The following is a 26,977-nucleotide window of genomic DNA, read 5'->3' on the forward strand; positions in this document are numbered from 1 at the left end:
CGCGGCCGCAGGCGGGCTCAGGCCCGGGCCGGCTCGGCCATCAGATGCTCGGCGAGGACGGCGCGCTGTGTCGTCCGCGCCCGCGTGTGGCGCTCCCGCCCGGCGGCGGTGAGCTTCACGAAGATCGCGCGCCGGTCGTCGGCGCACATGGACCGCTCGACGAGGCCGTCGCGCTCCAGCCGGGCGACCGTCCGCGACAGCGCGCTCTGGCTGAGGTACATCGAGGTCGCGAGATCGTGCATGCGGAGGTCCTCGCAGGAGGCGTCGATCAGCCGATCGAGCACCTCGAACTCGCTCATGCCGATCCCATGCGTCTCCTGCAGCGCACGATCGAGAGCGCAGGAGACCGTGCTGTAGCAGGCCAGAACGTCGCGCCAGCGGCGCACGAGCTCGGTTTCGCCCGTCTCCGTCATGGCCCGGACCTTAACACGCGGGAAACAAAGATGCAAACGCATTTAATGCTTGGACAACTGATGCATGTGCATGTAACTTCTTCGCCGTGACCACGACAGCACTCCCCGACTCACGCACGCTTCCCGGTCCCCCGGCCGTCCGCGACCGGTGGCCCGCCCGACTGTGGGGCATCCTGGCCGTTCTCTCCCTGGTCCTCTTCCTCGACGGGCTCGACGTGTCGATGGTCGGCGTGGCGCTCCCGTCCATCGGCAGGGCACTGGACCTGACCACCTCCAGCCTCCAGTGGATCGTCAGCGGATACGTCCTGGGCTACGGCGGTCTGCTGCTGCTCGGCGGCCGCACCGCCGACCTGCTCGGCCGGCGGCGGGTGTTCCTGATCGCACTGGCCGTGTTCGCCGTCGCCTCGCTGCTCGGCGGTCTGGTCGACTCGGGTCCGCTGCTGATCGCCACCCGCTTCATCAAGGGGGTCAGCGCCGCGTTCACGGCGCCCACCGGCCTGTCGATCATCACCACCACGTTCGCGGAGGGCCGGGCGCGCAACAAGGCGCTCTCGATCTACACGGTCTTCGGCGCCAGCGGCTACTCCTTCGGCTTGATCTTCGGCGGGCTCATGACCGGGCTCGGCTGGCGCTGGACCTTCCTGATGCCCGTGCCGATCGCGCTCGTCGCGCTGGTCGCCGGGTTGTCGCTGATACCCCGTGACCGCCCGGCGTCCGACGGCGGCCACGACCTCCTCGGAGCCCTCACGTCCACGGCCGCGATGCTGCTGCTGGTGTACGACCTCGTGTCCGCCCCGGACCGCGGCTGGACCGCCCCGGTGACGCTCGCGCTGTTCGGCGCCGTCGTCGTCCTGCTGGGCGCCTTCGTCCTCGTCGAGCGCCGGGTCCCGCACCCGCTGGTCCGGCTGGGCATCCTGCGTAAGGGCACGCTCGTACGCGCCAACCTGGCGATCGTCGCGCTGCTCGGCTCGTACACCTCGTTCCAGTTCATCGTCACGCTGTACCTGCAGTCCGTTCTCGGCTGGGCGCCGCTGACGATGGCCCTGGCGCTGCTGCCCGCCGGACTCCTGGTGGTGTTCAGCGCACCGTTCACCGGCGCGCTGATCGACCGGTTCGGCACGGCCCGGTTCATCGTCGGCGGGCTGGCCGCGATGTCGGCCGGTTACCTGCTGTTCCTGCGCGTCGACACGCATCCGGTCTACGTCCTGGCCATCCTGCCGACGGCGCTGCTGCTCGGTTCCGGCTTCGCCCTCGGCTTCCCGTCCATCAACGTGCAGGCCACGGCGGGCGTCGAGGACGATGAGCAGGGACTGGCCGCCGGGCTCGTTCAGACGGCCGGCCAGGTCGGCGCCGCGCTGGTCCTGGCGGTCACCACCGCGATCATCACGGGCGACGACACGAGGCCGGGGTCCCACTCCCCCGCCGCGATGCTCGCGCAGTACCGGCCCGGCCTGGTCTTCGTCACGGCCGTGGCCCTCGGCGGGCTGCTGATCTCGATCGTCCCGCTGCTGCGCCGCCGGGCGGCACGGCAGGGCGCACAGCGCTGAACCGCCGCCGCTCGCCGGATCACCTGGGATGTCCGACCCGGGTGATCCGGCCGTCGCGCGTGGGCCGAAGGCCGATTCGGTGGTCGGCGACGGATCCGGCGCCGAGGCGTGCCGGCGGCGGCCCTCAGGCCGGCGCGGTCGCGAGCAGCGCCGTGGCGTCGTCGTGCGGTTTCGCCCCGGATATCGGCCGGGCCCGTTCCGCCCGCCGGACAAGGCCGATGACGTGCGCCGGGCCGCCGTCGCGCAGGACCTCGAGGAGCCGCGGCCAGTCGTACCCGTAATGCTCGATCAAGCGGGTCGCCCCGTCGGTGAACATCGCCACCTGGTCGACCTCCGACGCGGGGAAGACCGCCGTCACCGCCTGATGGGCCGCCTCCGGGACACTGCTCGCCACCCAGAACCCGCCCTGCCGGTTCCGGTGCGTCCGGACCTGTTCCAGCGTGTACGGGCGCCCGCCCGGCAGGTGCGAGAGCCGATCGTCCTCCACCACGTGAAGAGCGCCGTCACGACCGCGCACCGCGATGGGCGAGTCGGCCAGGACGAGACACTCGACCCGGCCATCGCGCCGACGCGTCACCGCCAAGGTCGACGACGGGCTGTCCGGGTTGGCCAGATCGCAGGTTCCGGCGTGCGACGCGCAGACCTGCTCGATCGAGTCGGCCACGAGGTCGGTGAGTGAGCAGTCGGCGGCCTCGGCCAGCCGGGCGCCGAGCGCCCCCGCGAGCCGCCGCACCAGCCACACGACGTCGTGCACGCATCCGCTGTCCACGCCGGCCGGCGCGGTCGCCCCGTCCAGCACGACCGCCCAGTCCGGACCGGCGACCACACAGTCCTCGTTGACGGTGCCGGGGGCCGCCTGGGTCGCATAGGTGATCTGCACCGACCGAACGTCCTTTCGCCTGGGATCCCGGGGGCGCCCACGTCGACGCCCGGTGCTCGCCGCCCCTGACCGTAGCGGCGATCGGCCGCGGGCGGGTATCCGGCGTGACCGAGGCCCACGGCGGAACGGGGCGAGCCCCGCGATGCCCTCCATCCCGAAAAGATCGTTCAATGGCATCGACGAATGCGGCGCCGGATATCCGGAAGTGTCCGGTGGTGTTCGACGAAATTAAATGACCTTTGTGGGGCTTACGATACTCATGGGTCAATACGCCAATATCTACCCATAAGAGGTTTTTGGCGGAAAAAATCGCGGTATGGACAGGGTGGGCATCCGTGAGCTAGGGGGGAGGATGCCATGACCGAGTCAAGGGGCCAAGGCTCCTACAACAGACCTACGGGAGCCGGAGCTCGAGGGCACGAGGTCGGCGCGACGCCCACCGGCGGGGAGATGGAGACCGAACAGCAGGAATTCTCCTTCTGGCAGGACAGAAGCCGGGTGTTCCTGCAGCCCATCGCGGCGCCGTCGATCCTGGGGCTCTTCGGGTTGGCGACGGCGACCCTGATGGTCGGCGCGTGGATGGCGCGCTGGTACGGGAACGCGCTGAGCCCGGTGATCCTGTTCCCCTTCGTGCTGACCGCCGGCGGGCTCGCGCAGTTCCTGGCGGGCATGTGGTCCTATCGCGCTCGAGACGGTCTGGCCACCGCGGTACACGGGATATGGGGCGCGTTCTGGCTCGCGTTCGGCTTCATGTTCATGCTGGTCGCCGCCGGGACCTTCCCGATCATCCTGGCACCGCGGATCGGGGTCGCCAATACGCCGTTCGCCTTCTGGCTGATCGCGCTGTGCTTGATCACCGCACTCTGCGCGATGGCCGCGACGGCCGAGAACATGGGACTGACGGTGATGCTGGTCCTGCTGGCCGTGGCGTCCGGGTTCGCCGCCGCCGGCTTCGTCTCCGGGGCGTCGTGGCCGGTCATCGTGGCGGGCTGGCTCTTCGTGGCGTCCGCCGCCGCCGCCCTGTACATAGCCGGCGCCATGATGATGGAGGGTAGCTTCGGGCGGACCATGATGCCGCTGGGCAAGTACAGCGCCGCGGCCAACATCCCGGGCCGGAGGATGACCCGGCCACTGGAGTACAAGTACGGTCAGCCGGGGGTCAAGATCGGCCAGTGACCGTTCCGGAACCGCGGACGTCGCCCCTGGGGCAGCGCGGACAGCGCCGCCCCGGGGCGCGGCCGGGACGGGGACGAAGAGGCGAGACCTCACCGGTGACGGCCGCCCGGTCGCCCGATAGCGGAAACCCCTGGTCAGGGACTGTCTCATGGTCCGCTACGCTCGACGAACACGTCTGATTCGACACGGTTTGTCCAGCGGGAGTCCCCCATGTCTCGTGTGGCCAGGTTCTATAGATCCCTGACGCGCCGTTCCCTCCGCGCGTACCGCATCGCCTGCGCGCGTGACGACGCGGCGACCTGGAGTGTGGTCGTCCCCGATGGCGTGTGGGCCTGCTCCGGATGCGACACGGTGCTCCTCCAGGCCGACGCCCGGTCAGAGCACGTCTGCACCGGCCACACCGCCGTCTGAGCGCGCGTCGTCACCTCCGTACGACCCCGGAGCACACGCCTCGCCCCGCGCGCACTTTCCGTGAGGCCTCGGCGACTTCGTGCGATGATGGCGATCCTGTTCCCTGCTCTGGAGCGTCATGGACGCCTTCGAGATCGGCACGCTCAGGGTGCCGGGCGCGACCCTGCATTACGAGGTGCGCGGCACCGGCCCACTGCTCTTATTGATCGCCGCGGGCTCTTCGGACGCGGCCGTGTTCGGGCGGCTGGCAGCGATTCTCGCCGACGGTCACCGGGTGGTCGCCTACGATCCGCGCGGCAACTCCCGCAGCGCGCTGCACGGGCCACCGGTCGACCAGCGGGTCGACGTCCACGCCGACGACGCGGCCCGGCTGATCGACCACGTGGCCGCCGGCGGGGAGCCGGTGCACGTGTTCGGCAGTTGCTCGGGCGGGCTCGTCGCCCTCGAACTCGCGATCGGCCGACCGGACCGGGTGCGGACGGTGGTCGTGCACGAGCCACCCGCGATGACACTGCTGCCGGACGCCGCGGCACACCACGCGTTCTTCGACGACGTCCACGGAACGTTCCACCGCGAAGGAGTCGCACCCGCGCTGGAGAGGTTCAGCGCCTTCTTCGGCGGCACCCCCGCGCCGACGCTGCCCCAGGCACACGACAACACCGCGTTCTTCCTCGCCCACGTCATACGGCCGTTCACCCGCCACGTGCCCGACCTCACCGCCCTGGCACCCCTCGCGGACCGGGTCGTGGTGGCAGGCGGCGAAGACTCGCGCGCCTACACCGTGCACCGCCCGGCGGTGGCCCTCGCCGAACGGCTCGGCCACCGGCCGATGCTCTTTCCCGGCGGGCACATGGGATACGTCAAGCATCCGGCCGGTTTCGCCGATCGGCTCGCCGAGGTGCTCACGTCCAAGGCCTCGGGCACACCGCCGGTCCGGGAGCGATGACATGCGGATCGTCATGGGAGCGCAGGACTGCGGCTTCGGCCCGGCGGCCGAGCTCGTCGCGGTCTCCCGGCTGCTGACCGGTCACGAACGCGTGTTCGTCGGCGACGATGTGGCCGCCGCGTTCGCGCGTCGAAACGCCGACGCCTTCGACGAGGTGCACGAGCTCCCGGAGGCCGACTCCGCGTCGATCGACCGCCTGGTCGAGTCCGGTGACCTGGTGATCTCGGTGATGGACGCCGACCTGGTGATACGGGCCGCCGTCCTGGGGCGTCCCGCCGTCATGGTGGACAGCCTGTTCAGCTTCTGGCTGCTGCGGCGGCCCCTGGCCGCCATCCATCGCCGGTGCGCGAGCCTGCCGCTCTCGTCCGTGGCGGCCGCGGACCGGCATCTGGCCGACCTGTCCCCGCACGAGCGCGTCGTCGCGGCGCATCTGCTCGCCGCGCACAGCGTCGTGCAGAACTTCCCCGGCGTCCCCGAACGCGCGGCCGAGATCGACTCTCTCGGCACCGGCCCGGAGATGCACCTGACCGGCCCGATCATCGACCTGGAGGGCGTGCGCGGCGCGTCGCGGAACGCCGATCCGGGATGCGACCTGCTGGTCAACGTCGGCGGATTCAAGAACTTCCTGCTGGACTTCGACGCCGCCGACGACTACCTGCGGCTGTTGCACCGGTGGATTCCCGACCTGCTGCGCGACTGGCCGCGGTTCGCGCGGGTGCTGGTGTGCGGCGGACCGTACGGCCCAGGTCGTGAGCGGACGTTCACGGTCGCGGGCCGGCGCGCCGACTGCCGTCTCCTGCGCCAGCGCGACCTGCTGCGACGTGCGGCGGCGGTCCCCGACTACCTGCTCGCGCCCGGTCTGACGGCGCTGCACGAGGCGATGGCCCTCGGGCGGCTGCCGCTGGCGCTGCCCGAACAGCACTACGCGCACGTCTTCACCGTCCGTCGGCTGAGCGGGACACTCTTCGGCCGGACCGCCGGCCGATTCGCCGACGTCCTGCCGGATCACCCGGTGCCCGATGACGACCTCGCCGGCACCGCGGCCCTCGTACGGATCGCCTGCCGGATCCGCGAGGACGACGCGCTCTACCGGCGCTTCCGGGACACGTTCAACCAACGGATCGAGCACCACCTCTCCCTCGGTCCGGCACGGCGGGCCGAGGGGGTACGGGAGCTCCGGGAGGCACTCGACGGCGACCCGCTCCCCTCGGTGATCGCGAAGATCGTCCCATCCGCGTGAGGGACGGCGTGGAGGTCAGCCGCCGATGCCGGAGTTCCGCGCGGCGGTCACGATGGTCGTGGCGTCCTCCGGCAGGAGATGGCCGGCGTTCACCGATGCCTGCGCGGCCGCCCGCACCTTGCTCAAATAGTCCGCGTGCGTCGGGTACAGCCGGCTGAGCACCGGTTCGGCGTTGGGCGGAGCGGCGGGGTCGGACGGGTCGCCGGCGTCGTGCCGGTCCCATGGGTCGGCGTCGTCGTTCCACGGGTCCCTGGCGCCGTACAGGCCGCAGAAGACGCCGCTGCCGCCGGTGTCCCGCAGCCCGGTGAGCGTACGGGTCGGCACCGTCACGTCGGGAAGCCGGATCCCGCCGATGGCCAGGCCGGTGCTCGGGTCGCGCACGTCGACGTCGAGCGCCGGTCCGCTCGGCGGCGGGGCTCCGCCCTGCGCCCAGTCGGTCAGGTGGCGCAGCGCGGCGTTCATCGCGTAGTGGCCGGGCCCGTCGTCGTACGGGGCCGACCCCGCGGCGCAATCGGGCTGCGGGGCTGCGGGAACAGGGGTCGGGGAAGCACAGTGTCGGCCGCCCGTCTCGGCCGCGAATCGGGTAAATCACCGGTCATCGGCTCTGCCTCATGAAGGGGGGAGGTGAATCCCGATGAGGCAGGTGTCGTCGTCGGTGTCGGCGTCGCTGTGGGTGAGGAGGTGGTCGAGACGGTCCTCCAGGCTCGGAGCCGGCCGCCCGGCGGTGACGAGGAGCCGGTCGAGGGTGTCGCCCATGGAGGTGTCCCGGCGTTCGACGAGGCCGTCGGTGTAGAGCAGGAGAACGTCGTCGGCTTCGAGGGTGAGACGGCCCTCCTCGTACTGGCTGTCGGGCGGGCCGCCGAGGAGCATCCCGCCGATCAGGGGCAGTGCGGTCGCTCGCCCGTCACGGACGAGCACCGGGGGCAGGTGTCCCGCCCGCGCCCATTCCAGCGTGCGGGTGCCGGGGTCGTACAGACCGCAGACGGCGGTGCCGGTGACGTAGTCGGTGAGGTGGTGGGCGACCAGGTTGAGCCAGCGCAGCAGCTGGCCGGGGCCGGCGCCGGTGGTGGCCAGGCCGCGCAGGGCGTTGCGCAGCACGACCATGCCGGTCGCGGCCTCGATCCCGTGGCCGGCGACGTCTCCGACGCACAGCAGGACCCGTCCGGACGGCAGCACGACCGCGTCGTACCAGTCACCGCCGACCAGGTGGTCGTCCTCGGCGGGCCGGTAGCGTACGGCCACGCGCAGGCCGGCGGCGTCGAGGGGGCCGCGGGTCGGCGGCATGATCGCGCGCTGGAGTTTCAGCGTGAGCCGGTTGTTCTCGGCGGCCTGCTGTTCGGTGTGCGCCAGTTGATCGCGCGTTGCGGCGAGAGCCACCTCGGTCCAGTGCTGAGCCGAGATGTCCTGGTACGCCCCACGGACGAGCAGCACGTGGCCGGTGCCGTCCAGGACCGGTTCGGCGACGACGCGCAGGTGGCGGATGATGCCGTCGGGCCGTTTCAGGCGGAACGCGGTGGACGCCGATCGCCGCTGGTGCAGCAGGGTGCGCAGGAAGCGGCCGATACCGGTCTCGTCGTCGGCGTGGGCATGGGCCGGCAGCTGGGTCAGCGGGATCGGAGTCGCCGTCGGCCGCAGGCCGAACAACGTGAACATCTGGTCGTTCCAGGTGATCTCTCCGGTCGCGAGGTTCTCCTCGAAGCCCCCGACCCGCCCGAGGCGCTGGGCGTGCTGGAGAAGGCTGGCCAGGCGGTCGGCCTGGTCTTTCACCCGCCAGATGAGCAGCACGCTGTCGCTGTGCCGGCTGATGCTGATGTCGGCCGGAGACGTCAGCGGCACCTGGTCCACCAGGGTGGTCAGCAGAGTGTCGTCGGCGCGGAACGGCTCCCCGGTCGCGTAGACGCGCTCGACCTTGTCGAACAGGCCGCTCTGCCCGGCTGCGAGGGGGTAGGCCTCGAGCAGGAGCGCCCCGGTGACGCTGCTGCGGGGACGGCCCACCGGGTCGACGAACCGCGGATTGGTGTGATGGATCCGGAAGTCGATCAGGTGGCCGTCGGCGTCTATCTGCGGGCGGAGGACCAGGGCCGGGTCGTACAGACCGTCGACGAGGTCGATGAGCTCGGTGAGGTCCCGGTAGGCGGAGTCGGACAGTGCCGGGCCCGGCAGCCCGGCGGCGGGCCGGGTCTCCAGTGTGTGCGCGCACAGCTGTGCCAGGGCCTCCAGCTGTCGCTCGATCTGCGGCGACCGCGGCGGTAGGGAGCCGGGCCAGCAGATCTCCAGCACGCCGGTGAGGCGCCCGCCCGTACCCGTCGGGATGGCGACCCGGCCGCCGTCAGGGGTGTCGTGACGGCCGACGGACGGCAGTCCGGTCTCGGCGAACGAGGGCAACCAGACCGGCTGCCGCTCGAGCAGGGCCTTGTAGGCGGGCGTGGTGACGCCGGGGGGCACGTAGTGCCAGCGGGCGGCCTCGTCGGCGCGGAAGCCGGCCGCTCCGGCGAGGCTCATGGAGCCGTCCGGCGCGACGGCCCAGACGGCGACGGAGACGGCGTCCAGCGGTCGCAGCGCGTGTGTCAGCAGGGAGTCGGCGACGGCCTGGGTGTCGGCCGCGGCGAGCACACCGCTCTCGGCCGTACGAAGCCGCGTGGCGACCGTGGTCCCGCTGTTCTCCTCCGGATCGTCGTACGACCGGCCGCCGGACGCCTGCGTCAGGAACGCCTTGGTCACCTCGGCGACCTGGTCACGGGCGGCCTGGTTGATGATCTCGGCGGCCAGGTGCAGGACCGGCAGGTCCGTCTCGGCGGCCAGGTCCTCCAGCTGCCGGGCGGCCTCGGCCGGTGCGCAGTGCAGCCGTTCGACCAGCACGCCCTTGGCCAACTCGATGACGCTGCGGCCGTCGGCGTCGAACTGGGCCTGTTCGACCTGCCGGCGCAGCCGTGCGACGGTGGCGGCGAGCCGGTTGACGACCGGGTCCGTACCGTTCGTGCCGGCGCGGGAGCGTTCGGGCAGCGCTGCGCCGGCTGCTCCCCCGTCCCCGGTGGGGGCGCCGCCGGGCGCGTCCACCGGCGTCGGATCACCGGGCGTGCCAGATCGCCGGGCGCTGTCCACTGAGATCTCTCCTTGCCGACGGGTGTTCGTGACTGGGCGAGCCGGATCAGGCGTCGAGCCAGCGATGGATACAGGCGATCAGGTCGGCGGCGTCCAGCGGCTTGGTGATGTAGGCGTTGGCGCCCGACGCCAGGCTCCTCTCCTGGTCCGCGGGCATGGCCTTGGCCGTCACCATGATGATGGGCAGGTCGGCGTGCTGCGGCATCGCCCGGATCGCGGTGGTCGCGGTGTAGCCGTCCATCTCCGGCATCATGACGTCCATCAGCACGACGTCGACGTCCGGATGGACGCTGAGCGCCTCGATGCCCTCCCGGCCGTTCTCGGCGTGCACCACCCGCATCCCGTGGAGTTCCAGGATGCCGGTCAGCGCGTAGACGTTGCGGGGGTCGTCATCGACGATGAGCGCGAGCCTCCCGGCGAGGGAGGTGTCGATCTCGGCCGGGGCCTGCGCGGCGGTGTCCTCGTGGCTGACGAGCGTCACCATGGCGCCGGGATGCTCGGCCGACAGGTGCAGGGTGATGCGTTCGCGCAGTTCGTCCAGGCTGCTCAGCAGCTCCAGGCCGCGTGAGGCGACCTGCTCGGTGAACCGCTGCTCGCGTTCCGGGTCCCGCCGTCGGCCGCTGTGCGCCAGGACCGGCAGTCCCTCCAGGGCCGAGTCCCCGTCCATGGCCTGCAGGAAGCGCAGTGCCGCGTCGTCGGGCATGTCCATCTGCAGGACCACGCAGTGGCAGGGTGCGCTGGCCAGGGCGGACGCCGCCTCGTCGGCCCCGACGACCGTGACGATCTCGACCGGGCCGCGCGGATCACCGATGTGGTGGCTGTCGGCGGCGGCGTTCTCGGCGACGAGGGACAGCAGCCCGCCCTGCCGCTCCTCGATGACCAGCAGCCGTCGCCGCCCCGAGTCGTCCCGCTGCGGCAGGTGCGACGCCGCCTCCGCCGCCGGGGAGCGCTCCGCCGCCGGGCCCGGGTCCGCCGGCTCGCCGGCGGCGACGGCCGGCCGATCGTCCTCGGCCGGCGCGGCCCCGATCGCCGCCTCGAAGTCGGGCCGGGTGATCGGCAGGTACAAGGTGAAGGTGCTGCCCTGCCCGAGCGTGCTGTCGGCGGTGATGACCCCGCCGAGCAGGTAGGCGATCTCCCGGCTGATCGACAGGCCCAGACCGGTGCCGCCGTACTTGCGGCTGGTGGTGCCGTCGGCCTGCTGGAAGGCCCCGAAGATGGATTCGAGCTGGTGTTCGGCGATGCCGATGCCGGTGTCGACAACGCGCAGGGCGAGGGCCGGGCCGTGCACCTGGAAGGCGGGCGGCAGCCCGGCCGCGTCCACGGGCTCGATGCGCAGTTCGACGCTCCCGGACTCGGTGAACTTCACCGCGTTCGACAGGAGGTTGCGCAGCACCTGCCGCAGCCGGGCGTCGTCGGTCAGCAGGTCGGTGGGCGAGCCCGGCGCCGTGGTGATCCGGAACGTCAGGTTCTTCTGCGCTGTCAGCGGCCGGAAGGTGGCCTCCACGTAGTCCACCAGATGGCGCAGCGGGACTCGTTCGGGACTGATGTCCATCTTGCCCGCCTCGACCTTGGACAGGTCCAGGATGTCGTTGATGAGCTGCAGCAGGTCCGACCCCGCCGAGTGGATGATGCCGGCGTACTCGACCTGCTTCGGGGTGAGGTTGCGGGTCGGGTTCTGGGCCAGCAGCTGGGCGAGGATGAGCAGCGAGTTGAGCGGGGTGCGCAGCTCATGGCTCATGTTCGCCAGGAACTCGCTCTTGTACTTCGAGGCGAGGGCGAGCTGCTGAGCGCGGTTCTCCAGCTCTTGGCGGGCCTGCTCGATCTCGCTGTTCTTGGCCTCGATGTCGCGGTTCTGCTGGGCCAGCAGCTCCGCCTTCTCCTCCAGCTCGTCGTTGGAGCGCTGCAGCTCCTCCTGGCGGGCCTGGAGTTCCTCCGAGCGTGCCCGCAGCTCGCCGGCGAGCCGCTGGGACTCGGCGAGCAGCTCGTCGGTACGCGCGTTGGCGATGATGGTGTTGACGTTGACGCCGATGTTCTCGCGCAGCTGCTCCAGGAAGTCCCGCTGCACCGGGTTGAACGGCTTCAGCGACGCCAGCTCGATCACGCCCAGAACCTGGTCCTCGGCCACGATCGGCAGGTCGATCAGGCTCGCCGGGTTGCTCGCCCCCAGCCCCGACGAGATGGTGAGATAGCCGGGCGGGACCTCGTCGACCGCGATGGTCTGGCGGCTGCGCGCCGCCTGGCCCACGAGGGAACGCCCGGGCCGGAACCGGGCCGGACGCGCCGGGGCGGCCGGATCGTCGTCTTCGGGATAGCCGTACGAACCGACCAGCCGAAGTTCGAGCCGGCCGTTGTCCTCCGCGAGGTAGAAGGCGCCGTACTGGGCGTCGACCAGCGGGGCCAGCTCGTCCATGACCAGCTCGGCGACCACCGGCAGGTCCCGGTGCCCCTGCATCAGCTCGGAGATGCGCGCCAGGTTCGTCTTGAGCCAGTCCTGCTCATGGTTGGCCCGGGTGGTCTCGCGCAGGGACTTCACCATCAGGTTGATGTTGTCCTTGAGCTCGGCGACCTCACCGGACGCGTCCACCGTGATGGATCGGGTCAGGTCGCCGGACGTCACCGCGCTGGTGACCTCGGCGATCGCGCGGACCTGCCGGGTGAGGTTGCCGGCCAGCTCGTTGACGTTCTCGGTGAGCCGCTTCCAGGTGCCCGACACGCCCTCGACCTCGGCCTGGCCGCCGAGGCGGCCCTCGCTGCCGACCTCACGGGCCACCCGGGTGACCTCGGCGGCGAACGCCGACAACTGGTCCACCATCGTGTTGATCGTCGTCTTCAGCGCCAGGATCTCGCCCCGCGCGTCGACGTCGATCTTCTTGGTCAGGTCGCCCTGCGCCACGGCCGTGGTCACCTGGGCGATGTTCCGGACCTGGTTGGTCAGGTTGTTGGCCATCGAGTTGACGTTGTCGGTGAGGTCCTTCCACGTCCCGGCGACGTTCGGCACGCGCGCCTGGCCGCCGAGCTGGCCCTCGGTCCCGACCTCACGGGCCACCCGGGTGACCTCGTCGGCGAACGCCGAGAGGTTGTCCACCATCGTGTTGATCGTCTGCGCGAGCGCGGCGACCTCGCCCTTGGCCTCCACGGTGATCTTCTGCGACAGGTCGCCCTTCGCCACCGCCGTGGCCACCTGCGCGATCGACCGGACCTGTCCCGTCAGATTGGACGCCATGACGTTGACGTTGTCGGTCAGGTCCTTCCACGTACCCGACACCCCGCGCACGGTGGCCTGGCCGCCGAGGTTGCCCTCGGTCCCGACCTCACGGGCCACCCGCGTGACCTCGTCGGCGAACGCCGACAGCTGGTCCACCATCGTGTTGATGGTGTCCTTCAGCTCCAGGATCTCCCCGCGCGCGTCGACGCGGATCTTCTGCGACAGGTCGCCCTTGGCCACCGCCGTCGTCACCTGGGCGATCGACCGGACCTGGGCGGTCAGGTTGTCGGCCATGACGTTCACCGACTCGGTCAGCGCCTTCCACGTGCCCGAGACGCCCTTGACGTCGGCCTGGCCGCCCAGCCGGCCCTCGGTGCCGACCTCACGCGCCACCCGCGTCACCTCGTCGGCGAACGAGGACAGCTGGTCCACCATCGTGTTGATCGTGTTCTTCAGCTCCAGGATCTCCCCGCGCGCCGACACGGTGATCTTCTGCGAGAGGTCACCGCTGGCGACCGCCGTGGCGACCTGGGAGATGTTGCGGACCTGGTCGGTCAGGTTGCCGGCCATGAAGTTCACCGAGTCGGTCAGGTCCCGCCAGGTGCCCGCCACCCCGCTCACCTGCGCCTGCCCGCCGAGGCGGCCATCGGTGCCGACCTCGCGGGCCACCCGCGTGACCTCGTCGGCGAAGGAGGACAGCTGATCCACCATCGTGTTGATCGTGGTCTTCAGCGCCAGGATCTCGCCCCGCGCGTCGACGTCGATCTTCTTGGTCAGGTCGCCCTGCGCGACCGCCGTGGTCACCTGGGCGATGTTCCGGACCTGGTCGGTCAGGTTGCCGGCCATGAAGTTCACCGAGTCGGTCAGGTCCCGCCAGGTCCCCGACACGCCCTTCACGTTGGCCTGCCCGCCCAGCCGCCCCTCGCTGCCGACCTCACGGGCCACCCGCGTCACCTCGTCGGCGAACGACGAAAGCTGATCCACCATCGTGTTGACGGTGTTCTTCAGCTCCAGGATCTCCCCGCGCGCATCGACGTCGATCTTCTGCGACAGGTCACCCTTGGCGACCGCGGTGGCGACCTGCGCGATGTCCCGAACCTGGGTGGTGAGGTTCCCGGCCATCGCGTTCACCGAGTCGGTCAGGTCCTTCCAGGTGCCCGACACTCCGGGAACCTCCGCCTGGCCGCCCAGCTGCCCCTCGGTGCCGACCTCACGGGCGACCCGGGTGACCTCGTTGGTGAACAGGGACAGCTGGTCGACCATCCCGTTGAAGACGGTCGCGATCTCATGGAGCAGCCCGTCGCCGTCCTCGGGCAGGCGCGTGCCGAAATCGCCGTCACGGACGGCCGTCAATCCCGCCAGCAGCTGCCGCAGCTCGGCCTCACCGACCTTGCCCGGGGTCCGCGCCCGCCCACGCTCACTGCGCACTGCCCTGCCTGCGGGATCCACCATGACCATTTCCTTGCTTCATAACGGACAGGCATATGTCGATCACGAGGAGAAACTCTTGATTTCCTGCGCGATCCCATAAATTGCCCTATGACAACTAGTTGGAACCGACCGTACCTCAAGGCCGCGGCCGCCTCCCCAGGGGCCACCCCGGCCCCCGCCGTCTTCGCCGATGCCCGGCCGGCCGACTCCGGCGGCCGGGTGACGGCCGGCGGCGGCGTCGCATGCGCGGGTGCGGCGCTTCAGCCGACGGGCACCGGTATGGCGGGAGCGGGTTGCGTTTCCGGTATCCGGGGCGATGGACATCACAACGGGCGACCACCGGCTCGGTGGTCGCCGAGTTGCTTACGATCGCCGCGCCGGAAGGAGATGCTCGTGGGTCGTCGCAGGGCTCTGAGCCGGACGGTCTCCCGGATCCTGCTCGCCGTGATCGGGGTCGTCGTGCTGCTCAGAGTGTCGGTGACCGAGGAGTACAGGCCTGATCCGAGAGCCTTCCCGAGGTACGAGCCTCCCGACGGCCTGCTTCCTTCTCAAGAGAAGTACGTGGTCTGGGCGGGAGACCACACCGATTGGGTGATCCGGGGAGCGAGGATCCGGTCGGTCAGGTTCAAGGCCGTGGCGCTGGCCTCGGGCGTGCTGGCGCTCGCGGTCACACTGGCGGTGGCCGTTCGGGCACCGACGTGGGTGCCGGCGTCGCTGGGCTTCCTCGCGGCCGTCGGGCAGTACGTGCAGGGCCTCAGCCGTGACCGAGAGCAGTCACAGATCGCTCATCAGGCCGCGGTCAGGTTCCAGAAGGCACTGCGCGACTTCACCACCGAGGCGGATGAACTCTCCGGCCAGCGGCTGCGTGAACGGTTCAAGGAATTCCGCCAGACCTTCGAGGAGATAAAGGACGAATACGGACCTCAGATCTTCAAGGTCCGAGGCCAAGATCCCCCTCAGATCGGCGGCACTCCCCGCTGAACCGAACCCACGCCGTCACCCGGCCGCTCAGGGCGGAGGAGACCTCCGAGAGATGACGCGGGTTCAGCCCTGGCGGGCACGGACCCAGCGGGCCGCCGTCGCGGAGCCGATGACCAATGCGGCGGACCCGATCACCAGGGACAGCCTCAGGCCCGGGATGAACGACCCGGCGACGAGCGTGCCGAAGAGCGCGACACCGAACGCGCCGCCGACCTGCCGGGCGGTGTTCAGCTGCGCTGAGGCCACCCCGGCGTACTCCGGCTCGACCGATTCCAGCACGGCACTGGTCATGGCCGGGACCACGACTCCGGCGCCGACGCCGACCGGTAGCGTGGTCAGCGAGAGCACCCAGTACGGGGCGTCCGGCCCGGCGGCCAGTACCCCGAGCAGGCCGAGCGCGAAGACGAGCTGACCGACCGTCATGGGCAGCCTGGGGCCGACCCGTCCGGTGAGGCGACCGCCGAGCATGTTGGACGTCATCGCGGCGATGCTCATCGGCAGGAAGATCAGGCCGGTGGCCAGCGCCGAATCGCCCCGTTGGTTCTGGAGGAACAGGCTCAGCAGGAAGACGATGCCGTAGTAGGCGAAGTTCTGGACGAAGCCGGCCACGCTGGCCGCGGCGAACTTCGCGTGCGCGAACAGCCGCATCGGCAGCATCGGCTCGGGGACCCGCCTTTCCCACCACACGAAGAAGATGCCGGCGGTCGCGCCCAACACCAGCGCCGCCAGCACCGGCGCCGAACCCCATCCCAACGTGCCGCCCTCGATCAGTCCGAAGGTGAGCCCGGACAGTGCCAGCATCACGGCCACCTGGCCGACCGGGTCCAGGCGGCGCCTGCCGACGGAGGGGGTGGCGTCCGCTTTGGCGGTCATCAGCAGGCCGATCGCTCCGATCACCAGGTTGACCAGGAACAACGATCGCCAGCCCAGCCAGACCAGGAGGAGCCCGCCGAGCACGGGCCCCGCTGCCACGGCCGCGCCGCCGGCCGCCGCCCACACCCCGACCGCCCTGGTCCGTGCCGTGGCGTCCGTGTAGGCGTACCGGATCATGGCCAGGGACGCCGGTAGCTGCGTGGCAGCGCCGATGCCCTGGACGAACCGTGCCGCGATGAGCATGCTCGGCGACGTGGCCAGGCCGCAGGCCAATGAGGAGAGCACGAACAGGCCGAGGCCGATGACGAACGCGCGGCGCGCGCCCAGCCGATCGCTCAGGGACCCGCCGATCAGCTGGAACGCGGCGAACATCAGCGTGTAACCGTCCACGACCCACTGCAACTGGGTCAGCCCGGCACCCAGTTCGCGGCTCAGCGTCGGCAGCGCGACATTCACGATCGTCGCGTCCAGGCTGACCATCAAGAACCCGAACGAGGCGGCGAACAGAGTCCACCGTGCCCTCGGCGAAGCAGCGGCGACGGGGGGATCAGCGGTCAGTGCGATGTTCACCGCTCCAGACTGCTGATCAACGTGCCTGCCGGGCAATCGGCGAGGGTGTACCTGACAGGGCTACCCTGACCGGCGACGCCGGAGAGGACGAGGAGCGGTGGGGTTGGTCAGTCGACTCAGAGCACGGGAGCTCGGCGCGTTCCTGCGGGCGCGGCGGACACTGCTGACGCCGGACGAGGTGGGCCTGCCGGTCACGGGTGCTCGGCGTACGCCCGGACTGCGCCGGGAGGAGATCGCCCGGCTGGCCGGTGTGAGTGACGGCTACTACGTCCGGTTGGAGCAGGGCCGCGCGATGCATCCGTCGGCGAGTGTGCTGGGCGCGCTGGCCGGGGCGTTGCGGCTGTCCCAGCCGGAGCGCGAGCACCTGTTCGCGCTGGCCGGTGAGAGCTGCCCGGCACCGGAGCCGGAGGAGCTCACGGAAGGAAGCCGCCGGATGCTCGAACTGCTCCGGCCGCCCACCGCCGCCTATGTGATCAACAGGAACAGCGACGTGCTGGCATGGAACGACACCGCGGGCGCGCTGTTCGGGCACCTGGTCGACGGTCCGCGTCGTCCCAACAACGTCCGGTACGTGTTCACCGACCCGGAGGCCAAGAGGCTGTTCGTGGACTGGCCGCACATCGCCGCGGACTCGGTGGCCCACCTGCGCGCATCGAGCGGGCATCGCCCCGACGACGCCGAACTCACCGAGCTCGTCACCGAACTTCACGAGGTCAGTCCCGATTTCCGCCGGCTGTGGACGGCCCGGGAACTGCGTCAGAAGGACGACGGACGTAAGGAACTACGCCACCCACGAGTCGGCCGCCTGACGCTGGACTACGCGGTACTGGCCGCCCCGGGCGCCGCAGGGCAGCGGCTGGTCGCCTACAGCGCCGACCCCGACTCCGACTCGCACGCCGCGCTGGTCCGGCTCTGGTCAAAGGGAAATTAGATTTGGTGGCGGAGGCGCACGGGAATCGAACCCGCCGACGACGCCGAGCGCCGTCCAATGGTTTTGAAGACCACGAGGGCCACCAGGCACCCTCCCGCCTCCGCCGCAGAGCCTACTCACCCCGCGGTGACGCCGCGCCACAGGATGGCGCGTTCGGCGGTGCTCCACGCGGTCGACGTCAGCAGGTACAGACCGGCCGCCAGCGGGACGTACGCGGCGACCGCGACGGTGCCGAACGGCAGCAGCCGCATCGCCCTGGCGAGCGGTCCGGCCGGGGCCGGCTGACCGGCGTACATCCGGCGTGACGTCCACCAGGCCACCACGGCCAGCAGGATGAACAGGGCGAGGAAGACCAGGCCGTGCGGGCCGAAGGCACCGGGCGACAGCAGCCATCGGCTCCCCAGCGGCACCCCGAAGAGGGTGTTCGCCAGCAGCAGGTTCGCGTGACCGCCGACGGCCGGGGACAGGAACAGCCGGTAGACGACGGTGAAGACGGGCATCTGCAGCAGCGCCGGGCCGATGCCGGCGAACATCGAGGTGCCCTCGGCCCGGTACAGCGCGGTCACCTCCTGGTGGGCGCGGACGGGGTCGTCGCGGTGCCGCCGGCGCAGCGCCTCGACCTGCGGGGCCAGCCGTTGGCGGGCCCGCCCCGCGGCCGCCTGGCGGCGGCTGAGCGGAAGGAGGGCGAGGCGGATTCCGGCGGTGAAGACGACGATCGCGAGGGCGGCGCTGAGGCCGCCGGCGAGCGGGTGGAGGGCGGACGTGAGCCCGGTGACGAGGTCGTACGCCACGCGGACGGGACCGTCGAGGACGGCGAGCATGGGAGAAGGACCCTTCGGCAGGTGATCGAGTGGGAACGGCGAACGGCCGTACGCCGCCCGTCCCCGGCAGGCGCGCGGTCAGGAGGACGGCGGACGCGGCGCGGGGAGGGGCGGTACGGCGAACTCCCGCTCTAGGGGGCGCGCACTCGAGGACGGCCGGGGGCGTCGGGGTCGCGGAGGCGTACGAGGGCGGACCGGCCCGCGCGGTCGCGAAGGGCGGCTGCGCGGACCCGCGGGCCCGCGGCGACGGCCACCGGGGCTCGGCCGGCGACCAGGACGATGAGTCCGGCGACCGCGAGGGCCGCCGCCGCGGCGAAGACGACGGACGGGGTGAGCGCGTCGGTGAGATCCCACCACGCGATCATCGCCGCGACGGCGGCGGCGAGTACCCGGACCATGCCCTACAGACGCGCCGGCCGCGCGCCGGGTTCCCGCCGGCGGACATCGCCGGTCCGCCGTCCGGGAACCCGGCCGGAATCGTGGTGCGCCGGCGCGGGGGAAGCCCCTGGCAACGATCCGGCACGGATCGGCTGCACCGCGCCGAATCTGCGCTGCTCGCCGCGCCCGGCCGAACCGGGGGGCCGGGCCGGCGTCCGCGATAGGTTCACGTCATGGGCAGTGGTGACGCACTCGGGACGACCTATCGCCTGACGCAGTTCGCGCACGGCGGCGGATGCGCCTGCAAGATCCCGCCCGGGGAGCTGGAGGAGGTCGTCGCCGGGCTGATCGACGCCGACCGCCCGGACGACCTGCTGATCGGGCTGGACGACGGTGACGACGCCGCGGTGGTGCGGATCGAGGGTGACCGGGCGGTGGTGGCCACCGCCGACTTCTTCACCCCCGTCGTCGACGACCCGTACGACTGGGGACGGATCGCCGCGACGAACGCGCTGTCGGACGTCTACGCCGTCGGCGGCGCGCCGGTCGTCGCGGTGAACCTCCTGGGCTGGCCCCGGGACACGTTGCCGATGGAGCTGGCGCGCGAGGTGCTGCGCGGCGGTCTCGACGTCGCGCGCGCGGCCGGTTGCCATGTCGCGGGCGGGCACAGCGTGGACGATCCAGAGCCGAAGTACGGCATGGCGGTCACCGGCCTGGCGGATCCGGCGCGGCTGCTGCGGCTGGACGCCGGGCGGCCCGGGGTGCCGCTCTCCCTGACCAAACCGCTCGGTGTCGGGGTGCTGAACACGCGGCACAAGGCGACGGGTGAGGTGTTCCCGCACGCCGTCGCGGCGATGACGACGCTGAACGCCGAGGCGTCCCGGGCCGCGCTGGAGCGCGGTCACCGCTGCGCGACCGACGTCACCGGGTTCGGGCTGCTGGGCCACCTCTACAAGATGGCGCGGGCGAGCGGCGTCACCGCGGTGGTGGACGCCGCGGCCGTCCCCTATCTCGACGGCGCGCGCGACGCCGTGCGCGAGGGTTACGTCTCGGGGGGCACCCGCCGCAACCTGGCCTGGGTGACGCCGCACGCGGATCTCGGCCGCGTGCCGGAGGAGGACCGCCTGCTCCTGGCGGACGCCCAGACGTCCGGGGGCCTGCTCGTCGCCGGCGAACTGCCCGGCGCGCCGGTGGTGGGGGAACTCATCCCCCGTGAGGCCGCCGCCCTGATCGTCCGGTGACACGCCCGTACGCCACGGTGCCGCCACCCCTCGCGCCCGGCGCGACGGCGGACACGGCATGATCCAGCTGTGAGCTCCGTCCACGGCACCGAGGTCGAGTACGTCGTCGACCTCGCCGGGATCTTCGTCTTCGCGGTCACCGGCGCGCTCGTCGCCGTTCGGAAGCGCTTCGACGTCGTCGGGATGGCGGTGCTCGCGGAGATCACCGCCCTGGGCGGCGGCGTGCTGCGCGACCTCGTCATCGGGGCCGTGCCGCCGGCGGCGTTCCGGGACGTCGGCTACACGATGGTGCCGCTCGTGGCGACGGCGCTGACCGCGACCTGGCATCCGCACCTGGAGCGCATCCGCCGTACGGTGCTGGTGCTCGACGCCGCCGGGCTGGGACTGTTCAGCGTGGCCGGCGCGATGAAGGCGCTGACGTACGGGCTGGGGGCGCCCGCCGCGGCGGCGCTGGGCGTGATGACGGCGATCGGCGGCGGCATCCTGCGCGACGTGCTGGCCCGGGAGGTGCCGAACGTCCTCCACGACCGGCAGCTGTACATCGTCCCCGCCCTCATCGGCGCGGGGACCGCCACGGGCGCGTACCTGCTCGGAGCGCGCGGATATCTTGTGACCCTCGTCACAGCCGCCCTGGCGTTCGGCGTCCGCCTGGTGGCGCTCCGGCTGCGCTGGCGGATGCCGCGCGCCCGGGGGCTCGAGGATCGCACATGATCCGGTACTGTCCGGCTTCGGTCAGGCACGGATCGGCGGGATCCGGAACCCGAAACCTAACGTCTTAGGTTAAGGCCGGTTTGCACACCGGCCCGCAGACTAGTTGGCTAGTACAACTTTGTGGGGTAATGCAACGAGGGGCGGTCGTCCGTGCACGAATCACCTGAGGGCTACGGCCAGGGGCCGTACTCGAACCAACCGCAGGGTCAGGGCGGCTACCCTCCCCAGCAGCCGTATCCGGGGCAGGGAGGCTACCCGGGGCAGCAGCAGCCCTATCCCGGCCAGGGCGGCGGGGGCCAGCAGTCCTACCCGGGCCAGGGCGGGCAGCAGCCCTACTACCCCAGTGACCCGTACGGCGGCGGCCAGCAGCCACCGCCCAACACCCCGTGGGGCGGAGGCGGAGGCGGCGGCTTCGGCCCGTCGGAGCCGCCGGGTCCGGGCGGATGGGGCCCACCGCCGGGGCCGCCGCGCAAGAACAACGGTCCGCTCATCGTGGTGGCGATCGTGGCGGCGCTGGTCGTGCTCGGAGGTGGCGGCGCGATCGCGTGGGCGCTGAGCAGCGGCGACGACCCGAAGAAGCCGATCTCGCTGCCCACCCCGTCGTACAGCCTGCCGACCGGCGTGCCCACGGGGGGTTATCCGACGGTCGAGCCGAGCCCGAGCGACAGCCCCTCGCCCTCCCCGACCCTGGACGCGGCGGCGACGGTGCAGCCGGGCGACTGCGTGCGCAACGCCGGCACTCAGTCGACCCCGCACCTGGAGGAGACGACGTGCCACTCGGGGACCTACAAGGTGCTCAAGCGGATCACCGGCACGTCCGACTGGGACAAGTGCAAGAGCGTGCCCGGCTACACGGCGGCGTACCGCCGGAAGAACACCATCACCATCCTGAGCTTCGTGCTCTGCATGAAGAAGCTCTGAGCGAGGGGCTGCGCGCCGGACCGGTGGCCGCTCAGGCCACGGTTCGGCGTTCGCGCTGCGGTACGACCGTGTACTTCGGGTCCTCCGCCGAGGTGTGCCCGGCGTACAGGACCGCGAAGCGGGTGCACAGCGCGCCACCGGTGAGCACCAGGCCGGCGATGACGCCGGCCGCCCGGCTCCGGCCCGCCGCGACGGTTCCGACCGCCCCGGCGACGGTCAGCGCACGCCCGGCGCGCAGGAGCGCGCCCGGCCGTCCGGTCCGGTAGGGCTCGGAAACGAGTTCCGGGCTCTCGCGCAGGCCGACGCCGCGCTCGAGGGCGCCGGCCACGGCCAGCTCGAGACCGGCGCCGAGCAACGCCATCCGGCGGGCGGGGCCGGCCTCGGCGCGTGGCGTGGCGATCATGCCGACCGCTCCACCGCTCGCCAGTGAGCTGCCCGCGAACAGCAGCGGCAGGTGCCGGTAGGCCTCATGCCAGGCGGGCACGGCCGTGTCGGCCAGCAGGACGCCCGTGTAGGTCGCGACGAGGGGACCGGTGACCGCGGCCGCCGCGCCGGCCACCCGGCCCGGCCCCGGGGCGATCCCGGTGACGGCGGAGGCGGCGGCCGCCGCCGTGAAGCCGCCCTGCCCGGCGAGGATCCACGAGCCGACGCTCATCGGCGAGGTCGGCTTGAACACGCGGAGCATGTTGAGGAACCGCTCCGGGCGGCCCAGTTCGGCGACGAGCAGTCCGGCGCCCGCGGTAGCCGCGGCCGCCGCCGTGATCTTGCCGGTCAGTGCCAGCCGGTGCCGTCCGGTGGCGTCGGCCAGCGCCGCCATCGTCGAGGAGGCGCCCGAGAGCCCGCCCAGGTAGAGGTAGCCGGGCATGTGGGGGGCCTTCCACCGCGGCTTCTTCAGGATCGGGCGGCCGTAGTAGGAGCGGAATTCCGCGCGCGGGACCATCCGCTCCTCGCGTCCCCCCGAGCCCCCTCCGCCGCGCCGCTCCCGACGCCCGCCGCGCCGCTCACGCGCCTCGCCGCGCTCCCCGGCGTGCCCTTCTTCATGCCGGTCCGGCCGCATCAGCGCCTCCCGAGGAAGGACAGGGCCACTCCCCCGGCCAGGGCCAGGGCGGCGCCGCCGGCCCATCTCCACATGGCCGGCAGGTCGCGGGTGGTGACGACCGGGTCCGGTGGCAGGCCGTACACCTCCGGCTCGTCGAGCAGCAGGAAGAACGCGCCGGCCCCGCCGACGCCGTCGCCGTCGTCCTCGCCGTACAGGCGCGCCTCCGTCACCCCCTCCTCATGAAGCGTGTCCAGCCGGGCCTTGGCGCGTTCGCGCAGTTCGTCGAGCGGGCCGTACTGGATGGAGTCGGTCGGGCAGGCCTTGGCGCAGGCGGGTTCGAGGCCGTCGCCGATCCGGTCGTAGCAGAGCGTGCACTTCCACGCGCGCCCGTCGTCCTCGCGACGGTCGATGACGCCGTAGGGGCAGGCGGACACGCAGTACGCGCAGCCGTTGCAGACGTCCGACTGGACGATGACGGTGGCGAACTCGGTGCGGATGAGCGCACCGGTGGGGCAGACGTCGAGACAGGCGGCGTGCGTGCAGTGCTTGCACACGTCGGAGGCCATCAGCCAGCGGGTGTCGGCGCCCTCGCCGACCTGATGCGGCCGGGTCTGCTCGACGAACGCGACGTGCCGCCAGGTGCTGGCGCCCAGCGCGCCGGTGTTGTCGTACGACATGCCGGTCAGCGCGAACCCGTCGTCGGGGACGGCGTTCCACTCCTTGCAGGCGACCTCGCAGGCCTTGCAGCCGATGCACACCGAGGTGTCGGTGAAGAACCCCCGGCGTTCGGGCGCGTCGGTGTAGCCGGCGTCCTCCGCGACGTCCGGGAGGGGGCCGTACAGGCTGTTGCTCATTCCGTCAGTCCTCCGGGATCCCGGCCATTCGGCGGTAGCGCCGCACGAGAGCGCGCAGGGCCGGCCCCTGCGGGCGGCGTCCGGGTCGGATGTCGCAGGTCGCCGCCTTGCTCTCCTGGATGTGGGTGTTCGCGTCCAGCACGATCGGCAGCAGGTCGTTGGCGGAGTCGCCGCGGACGGCGCCGGCCGACCCCCAGTGGTACGGCAGCCCGATCTGGTGGATGACCCGGCCCTGGATCCGCAGCGGCCGGACGCGGTCGGTGACGAGGACCCGCGCCTCGATCGCCGTGCGCGCCGAGATGACGGTCGCCCAGTCGCCGTGGACCAGGCCCCGCTCGGCGGCCAGCTCCGGCGACACCTCGCAGAACATCTCCGGCTGCAGCTCGGACAGGTAGGGCAGGAACCGGCTCATGCCGCCCGCCGTGTGGTGCTCGGTGAGCCGGTAGGTCGTGCAGACGTACGGGTAGACGTCGCTGCCGACGGGGTCGTAGCGGTTCCCCGGGCGCTGGTAGGTCTGCCGTACGGGATTGCCCTGCTGCTTGTAGAGCAGGTTCTCCACCGGTGACTCGTGCGGCTCGTAGTGGGCGGGCAGCGGCCCGTCGACCAGCCCGCGCGGCACGAAGAGCCAGGCCTTGCCGTCGGTCTGCATGATGAACGGGTCGGTCCCGCCGATGGCGGCCTCGGCCTTCGCGTCCGGCGGCGGTTCGTAGGACGGCGGCTTGGTCTTCTCGAAGTCGGGGACGTCGTGGCCGGTCCACTGCTCGCCGTCCCACCAGACGTACGCCTTGCGCTCGCTCCACGGGCGGCCCTGCGGGTCGGCGGAGGCGCGGTTGTACAGGATGCGGCGGTTCGACGGCCAGGCCCAGCCCCACTCGGGCGCCACCCAGGACTGCTCCGAACCCGGCTTGCGGCGGGCGGTCTGGTTGACGCCGTCGGTGTAGCAGCCGGAGTAGATCCAGCAGCCGCAGGACGTCGAACCGTCGTCCTTGAGCGCGGTGAACCCGGCCAGGAGGCCGCCGTCGGCGTCGTGGCCGTTGATCTCGCGCAGCACCGCGTCCGCGGACGGGTCGCGGTGCTCCCCCTCCTCGGGGTAGTCCCAGGTCAGGTCCAGGATCGGCCGGTCGACCGGATCGCCGGAGCCGGCCAGCCGCTCGCGGATCCGCAGGCCGAGGTGGTAGATGAACCACAGGTCGCTGCGGGCGTCGGCCGGCGGTTCGATCGCCTTGTGGTGCCACTGCAGCAGCCGCTGGGTGTTGGTGAACGTCCCGTCCTTCTCCACGTGGGAGGCGGCGGGCAGGAAGAACACCTCCGTGCCGATCCCCTCGGAGGTCAGCTCACCGGTCTCGATCTCCGGGGAGTCCTTCCAGAACGTCGCGCTCTCGATGAGCTGCAGGTCCCGTACGACGAGCCAGTCCAGCGCGGCCAGCCCCAGGCGCTGCAGCCGGCCGCCCGCCGAGCCGACCGCGGGGTTCTCGCCCAGCAGGAAGTAGCCCTTGACCTTGCCCTCGATCTGGTCCATGACGGTGTGGTACGTGCCGTGGTCCCCGGTGAGGCGCGGCAGGTAGTCGAAGCAGAAGTCGTTGTCCGCGGTCGCCGCGTCACCCCACCACGCCTTGAGGAGGCTGACCATGTAGGACCGCTTGCGCCCCCAGAAGCCGGTGTCGCCGGCGGCGCGTTCGAGGTACGTGTCGAGGTCCTCGTGGTGGTGGGCGTACGGCATCGGCAGGTAGCCGGGCAGCAGGTTGAACAGCGTCGGGATGTCCGTGGAGCCCTGGATGCTCGCGTGCCCGCGCAGCGCGAGGATGCCGCCGCCGGGCCGCCCGATGTTGCCGAGCAGGAGCTGCAGGATCGAGGCGGTGCGGATGTACTGCGCGCCGACGGTGTGCTGTGTCCAGCCCACGCTGTAGACCCAGGCGGTGGTCCGGTCGGGACCGGAGTTCGCCACGATCGCCTCGGCTAGCTCGGCGAAGGCGTCCGGCGCGATGCCGCAGACCTGCTCGACCATCTCCGGGGTGTAGCGCGCGAAGTGCCGTTTCAGCACCTGGTAGACGCAGCGCGGGTGCCGCAGCGTCTCGTCGTGCCGCTCGGCGTGGCCGGTCTGGGACGGCGTGGCCTCGTACGTGGCGCCGGGTCCGTGCTCCTGGGTGATGCGGCCCGACGGTCCGTCCTCGTCGCCCTTCTCCTGCTCGTCGCGCGCGCCGGCGGCCGGCGCCTCCTGCTCACCCCCGGCGTACGCCCAGGTCTCCGGGTCGTACGACGAGGACTCGGCGTCGTAGCCGGAGAACAGCCCGTCGAGGTCCTCGGTGTCCTGGAAGTCGTCGCTCAGGATGACCGAGGCGTTGGTGTAGCGCAGGACGTACTCACGGAAGTCGTGACCGCCGCTGAGCACATGGTTGATCAGCGCGCCGAGCAGGACGATGTCGCTGCCCGCGCGGATCGGCGTGTGCCGGTGCGCCATCGCGCTCGTGCGGGTGAACCGCGGGTCGATGTGGAAGATCCGCGCCCCGCGGGCCTTCGCCTCCATCACCCACTGGAACCCGACCGGGTGGCACTCGGCCATGTTCGAGCCCTGGATGACGATGCAGTCGGAGTTCGCGAGGTCCTGCTGGAACGTCGTCGCGCCGCCGCGTCCGAGACTGGTCCCCAGACCGGGGACGGTGGCGGAGTGTCAAATACGGGCCTGGTTCTCGATCTGGATCGCGCCGAGCGCGGTCCAGAGCTTCTTGATGAGGTAGTTCTCCTCGTTGTCGAGGGTGGCGCCGCCGAGGCTCGCGAAGCCCATCGTGCGGCGCACCGGCTTGTCCTCGAAGGTGTCCTGCCAGCCCTCACGGCGGGCCGCGATGACCCGGTCGGCGATCATGTCCATCGCCTCGTCGAGGTCGAGCGACTCCCACTCGGTGGCGTACGGCCGGCGGTACAGGACCTTGGTCTGCCGGCTCAGCGAGGTGACGAGTTGCTTGCTGGCCGAGCCCTTGGGGCAGAGCCTGCCGCGGGAGATCGGGGAGTTCGGGTCGCCCTCGATCTGGACGACCTTCTCGTCCTTCACGTAGACCTTCTGCCCGCAGCCGACCGCGCAGTAGGGGCAGATGGAGTCGACGACCCGGTCGGCCTGCTCGGTCCGGGCCCGCAGGCCGTCCGTCCGCGAGGAGCGCGCGGAGCGGCCGCGCCCCAGGGGGTCGGTGCCGGTGAGCTGCCGGATCACCGGCCAGGACTCGATGCCCACGCCCGTGCTTCCCCCCTCCCCGGGTCGATCTCGTCGTCCGCTTGCCCTTTCCGGCCTCTTTATAACACTGAGGGGCGCAGTTT

20 protein-coding genes, 1 tRNA gene and 1 pseudogene are annotated in these 26,977 nt (G+C 71.5%); 10 read left to right on the forward strand and 12 right to left on the reverse strand.

Going from position 1 to position 26,977, the window contains the following annotated elements:
• Positions 1-17 precede the first annotated feature (17 nt).
• Positions 18-413, reverse strand: a complete 396-nt coding sequence (locus ABD978_RS01630; RefSeq protein WP_345346990.1) for a MarR family winged helix-turn-helix transcriptional regulator — start codon at positions 411-413, stop codon at positions 18-20.
• 86 nt (positions 414-499) lie between these two features.
• On the opposite strand from ABD978_RS01630, the gene ABD978_RS01635 reads away from it, so the two are divergent.
• Positions 500-1,960 (forward strand): MFS transporter, encoded by a 1,461-nt coding sequence (locus ABD978_RS01635; protein WP_345346993.1) that lies wholly within the window; start codon positions 500-502, stop codon positions 1,958-1,960.
• Between the two features lie 124 nt (positions 1,961-2,084).
• Here ABD978_RS01635 and ABD978_RS01640 read toward each other — a convergent pair whose 3' ends face one another.
• Complete coding sequence (locus tag ABD978_RS01640) at positions 2,085-2,840, reverse strand: protein phosphatase 2C domain-containing protein (RefSeq protein WP_345346996.1); 756 nt, start codon at positions 2,838-2,840, stop codon at positions 2,085-2,087.
• A 357-nt stretch (positions 2,841-3,197) separates the two neighbouring features.
• On the opposite strand from ABD978_RS01640, the gene ABD978_RS01645 reads away from it, so the two are divergent.
• From ABD978_RS01645 to ABD978_RS01660, 4 genes are all read left to right on the forward strand, one after another.
• Positions 3,198-4,016, forward strand: a complete 819-nt coding sequence (locus ABD978_RS01645; protein WP_345346999.1) for an acetate uptake transporter family protein — start codon at positions 3,198-3,200, stop codon at positions 4,014-4,016.
• A gap of 210 nt (positions 4,017-4,226) precedes the next feature.
• Positions 4,227-4,427 carry a hypothetical protein gene (locus tag ABD978_RS01650; protein ID WP_345347002.1) on the forward strand — a complete coding sequence of 67 codons (201 nt, stop codon included), beginning with the start codon at positions 4,227-4,229 and terminating at the stop codon, positions 4,425-4,427.
• A gap of 118 nt (positions 4,428-4,545) precedes the next feature.
• Positions 4,546-5,373, forward strand: coding sequence for an alpha/beta fold hydrolase (locus tag ABD978_RS01655; RefSeq protein WP_345347005.1), 828 nt, complete (start codon positions 4,546-4,548; stop codon positions 5,371-5,373).
• A gap of 1 nt (position 5,374) precedes the next feature.
• Entirely contained in the window at positions 5,375-6,613 is a 1,239-nt protein-coding gene (locus tag ABD978_RS01660) for a hypothetical protein (protein WP_345347008.1), read from the forward strand.
• A 15-nt stretch (positions 6,614-6,628) separates the two neighbouring features.
• On the opposite strand, the pseudogene ABD978_RS01665 reads toward ABD978_RS01660, so the two are convergent.
• The 3 genes and pseudogenes from ABD978_RS01665 to ABD978_RS01675 form a co-directional block, all read right to left on the reverse strand.
• Positions 6,629-7,126: pseudogene (locus ABD978_RS01665) on the reverse strand (alpha/beta hydrolase domain-containing protein); the annotation flags it as partial.
• 96 nt (positions 7,127-7,222) lie between these two features.
• Positions 7,223-9,715 carry a SpoIIE family protein phosphatase gene (locus tag ABD978_RS01670; protein WP_345347011.1) on the reverse strand — a complete coding sequence of 831 codons (2,493 nt, stop codon included), beginning with the start codon at positions 9,713-9,715 and terminating at the stop codon, positions 7,223-7,225.
• A gap of 46 nt (positions 9,716-9,761) precedes the next feature.
• A complete protein-coding gene (locus ABD978_RS01675; protein ID WP_345347014.1) occupies positions 9,762-14,372 on the reverse strand; it encodes a HAMP domain-containing protein in 4,611 nt (1,536 codons plus the stop codon).
• A 423-nt stretch (positions 14,373-14,795) separates the two neighbouring features.
• Between ABD978_RS01675 and ABD978_RS01680 the strand changes: the two genes are divergently transcribed.
• A complete protein-coding gene (locus ABD978_RS01680; RefSeq protein ID WP_345347017.1) occupies positions 14,796-15,332 on the forward strand; it encodes a hypothetical protein in 537 nt (178 codons plus the stop codon).
• Positions 15,333-15,395: 63 nt separating this feature from the next.
• On the opposite strand, the gene ABD978_RS01685 is transcribed toward ABD978_RS01680, so the two are convergent.
• The gene (locus ABD978_RS01685) at positions 15,396-16,775 is read right to left on the reverse strand and encodes a DHA2 family efflux MFS transporter permease subunit (RefSeq protein ID WP_345347020.1); all 1,380 of its coding nucleotides are present in this window, start codon (positions 16,773-16,775) and stop codon (positions 15,396-15,398) included.
• Between the two features lie 103 nt (positions 16,776-16,878).
• Here ABD978_RS01685 and ABD978_RS01690 point away from each other — a divergent pair, with 103 nt between their 5' ends.
• Positions 16,879-17,706: a helix-turn-helix transcriptional regulator gene (locus ABD978_RS01690; RefSeq protein WP_345347024.1), complete on the forward strand. Its 828-nt coding sequence runs from the start codon at positions 16,879-16,881 to the stop codon at positions 17,704-17,706.
• A gap of 6 nt (positions 17,707-17,712) precedes the next feature.
• Here ABD978_RS01690 and ABD978_RS01695 read toward each other — a convergent pair.
• The 3 genes from ABD978_RS01695 to ABD978_RS01705 all read right to left on the reverse strand — a co-directional run bounded on the left by ABD978_RS01695 (position 17,713) and on the right by ABD978_RS01705 (position 18,925).
• Positions 17,713-17,808: transfer RNA gene (locus tag ABD978_RS01695), tRNA-Sec, on the reverse strand.
• A gap of 14 nt (positions 17,809-17,822) precedes the next feature.
• Positions 17,823-18,527, reverse strand: coding sequence for a YidC/Oxa1 family membrane protein insertase (locus ABD978_RS01700; RefSeq protein WP_345347027.1), 705 nt, complete (start codon positions 18,525-18,527; stop codon positions 17,823-17,825).
• 131 nt (positions 18,528-18,658) lie between these two features.
• The gene (locus tag ABD978_RS01705) at positions 18,659-18,925 is read right to left on the reverse strand and encodes a DUF6412 domain-containing protein (protein WP_345347030.1); all 267 of its coding nucleotides are present in this window, start codon (positions 18,923-18,925) and stop codon (positions 18,659-18,661) included.
• A gap of 213 nt (positions 18,926-19,138) precedes the next feature.
• Here ABD978_RS01705 and selD point away from each other — a divergent pair, with 213 nt between their 5' ends.
• The 3 genes from selD to ABD978_RS01720 all read left to right on the forward strand — a co-directional run bounded on the left by selD (position 19,139) and on the right by ABD978_RS01720 (position 21,778).
• Positions 19,139-20,146: a selenide, water dikinase SelD gene (gene selD / locus ABD978_RS01710; protein WP_345347033.1), complete on the forward strand. Its 1,008-nt coding sequence runs from the start codon at positions 19,139-19,141 to the stop codon at positions 20,144-20,146.
• Between the two features lie 69 nt (positions 20,147-20,215).
• Positions 20,216-20,857, forward strand: coding sequence for a trimeric intracellular cation channel family protein (locus ABD978_RS01715; RefSeq protein WP_345347036.1), 642 nt, complete (start codon positions 20,216-20,218; stop codon positions 20,855-20,857).
• Positions 20,858-21,007: 150 nt separating this feature from the next.
• Positions 21,008-21,778, forward strand: coding sequence for an LppU/SCO3897 family protein (locus ABD978_RS01720; protein WP_345347039.1), 771 nt, complete (start codon positions 21,008-21,010; stop codon positions 21,776-21,778).
• A gap of 31 nt (positions 21,779-21,809) precedes the next feature.
• Here ABD978_RS01720 and nrfD read toward each other — a convergent pair whose 3' ends face one another.
• The 3 genes from nrfD to fdh are packed head-to-tail and all read right to left on the reverse strand — an operon-like array spanning position 21,810 to position 26,894.
• Positions 21,810-22,835 (reverse strand): NrfD/PsrC family molybdoenzyme membrane anchor subunit, encoded by a 1,026-nt coding sequence (nrfD, locus tag ABD978_RS01725; RefSeq protein ID WP_345347042.1) that lies wholly within the window; start codon positions 22,833-22,835, stop codon positions 21,810-21,812.
• The gene (locus ABD978_RS01730; RefSeq protein ID WP_345347045.1) at positions 22,835-23,671 is read right to left on the reverse strand and encodes a 4Fe-4S dicluster domain-containing protein; all 837 of its coding nucleotides are present in this window, start codon (positions 23,669-23,671) and stop codon (positions 22,835-22,837) included. The genes nrfD and ABD978_RS01730 overlap by 1 nt, the downstream gene beginning before the upstream one ends.
• Positions 23,672-23,675: 4 nt before the next feature.
• Positions 23,676-26,894 carry a formate dehydrogenase gene (gene fdh, locus ABD978_RS01735; protein WP_345347048.1) on the reverse strand — a complete coding sequence of 1,073 codons (3,219 nt, stop codon included), beginning with the start codon at positions 26,892-26,894 and terminating at the stop codon, positions 23,676-23,678.
• Positions 26,895-26,977 lie beyond the last annotated feature (83 nt).

The sequence above is a fragment of the Actinoallomurus liliacearum genome, from assembly GCF_039542035.1.
Taxonomy (GTDB): domain Bacteria; phylum Actinomycetota; class Actinomycetes; order Streptosporangiales; family Streptosporangiaceae; genus Actinoallomurus; species Actinoallomurus liliacearum.

Excerpts from the sequence above, each read along its gene's own strand:
- ABD978_RS01630 (WP_345346990.1), bottom strand. The coding sequence starts at position 413 with ATGACGGAGACGGGCGAAACCGAGCTCGTGCGCCGCTGGCGCGACGTT.
- ABD978_RS01645 (WP_345346999.1), top strand. The coding sequence starts at position 3,198 with ATGACCGAGTCAAGGGGCCAAGGCTCCTACAACAGACCTACGGGAGCC.
- ABD978_RS01650 (WP_345347002.1), top strand. The coding sequence starts at position 4,227 with ATGTCTCGTGTGGCCAGGTTCTATAGATCCCTGACGCGCCGTTCCCTC.
- ABD978_RS01655 (WP_345347005.1), top strand. The coding sequence starts at position 4,546 with ATGGACGCCTTCGAGATCGGCACGCTCAGGGTGCCGGGCGCGACCCTG.
- ABD978_RS01660 (WP_345347008.1), top strand. The coding sequence starts at position 5,375 with ATGCGGATCGTCATGGGAGCGCAGGACTGCGGCTTCGGCCCGGCGGCC.
- ABD978_RS01675 (WP_345347014.1), bottom strand. The coding sequence starts at position 14,372 with ATGGTGGATCCCGCAGGCAGGGCAGTGCGCAGTGAGCGTGGGCGGGCG.
- ABD978_RS01700 (WP_345347027.1), bottom strand. The coding sequence starts at position 18,527 with ATGCTCGCCGTCCTCGACGGTCCCGTCCGCGTGGCGTACGACCTCGTC.
- ABD978_RS01705 (WP_345347030.1), bottom strand. The coding sequence starts at position 18,925 with ATGGTCCGGGTACTCGCCGCCGCCGTCGCGGCGATGATCGCGTGGTGG.
- selD (WP_345347033.1), top strand. The coding sequence starts at position 19,139 with ATGGGCAGTGGTGACGCACTCGGGACGACCTATCGCCTGACGCAGTTC.
- nrfD (WP_345347042.1), bottom strand. The coding sequence starts at position 22,835 with ATGCGGCCGGACCGGCATGAAGAAGGGCACGCCGGGGAGCGCGGCGAG.
- ABD978_RS01730 (WP_345347045.1), bottom strand. The coding sequence starts at position 23,671 with ATGAGCAACAGCCTGTACGGCCCCCTCCCGGACGTCGCGGAGGACGCC.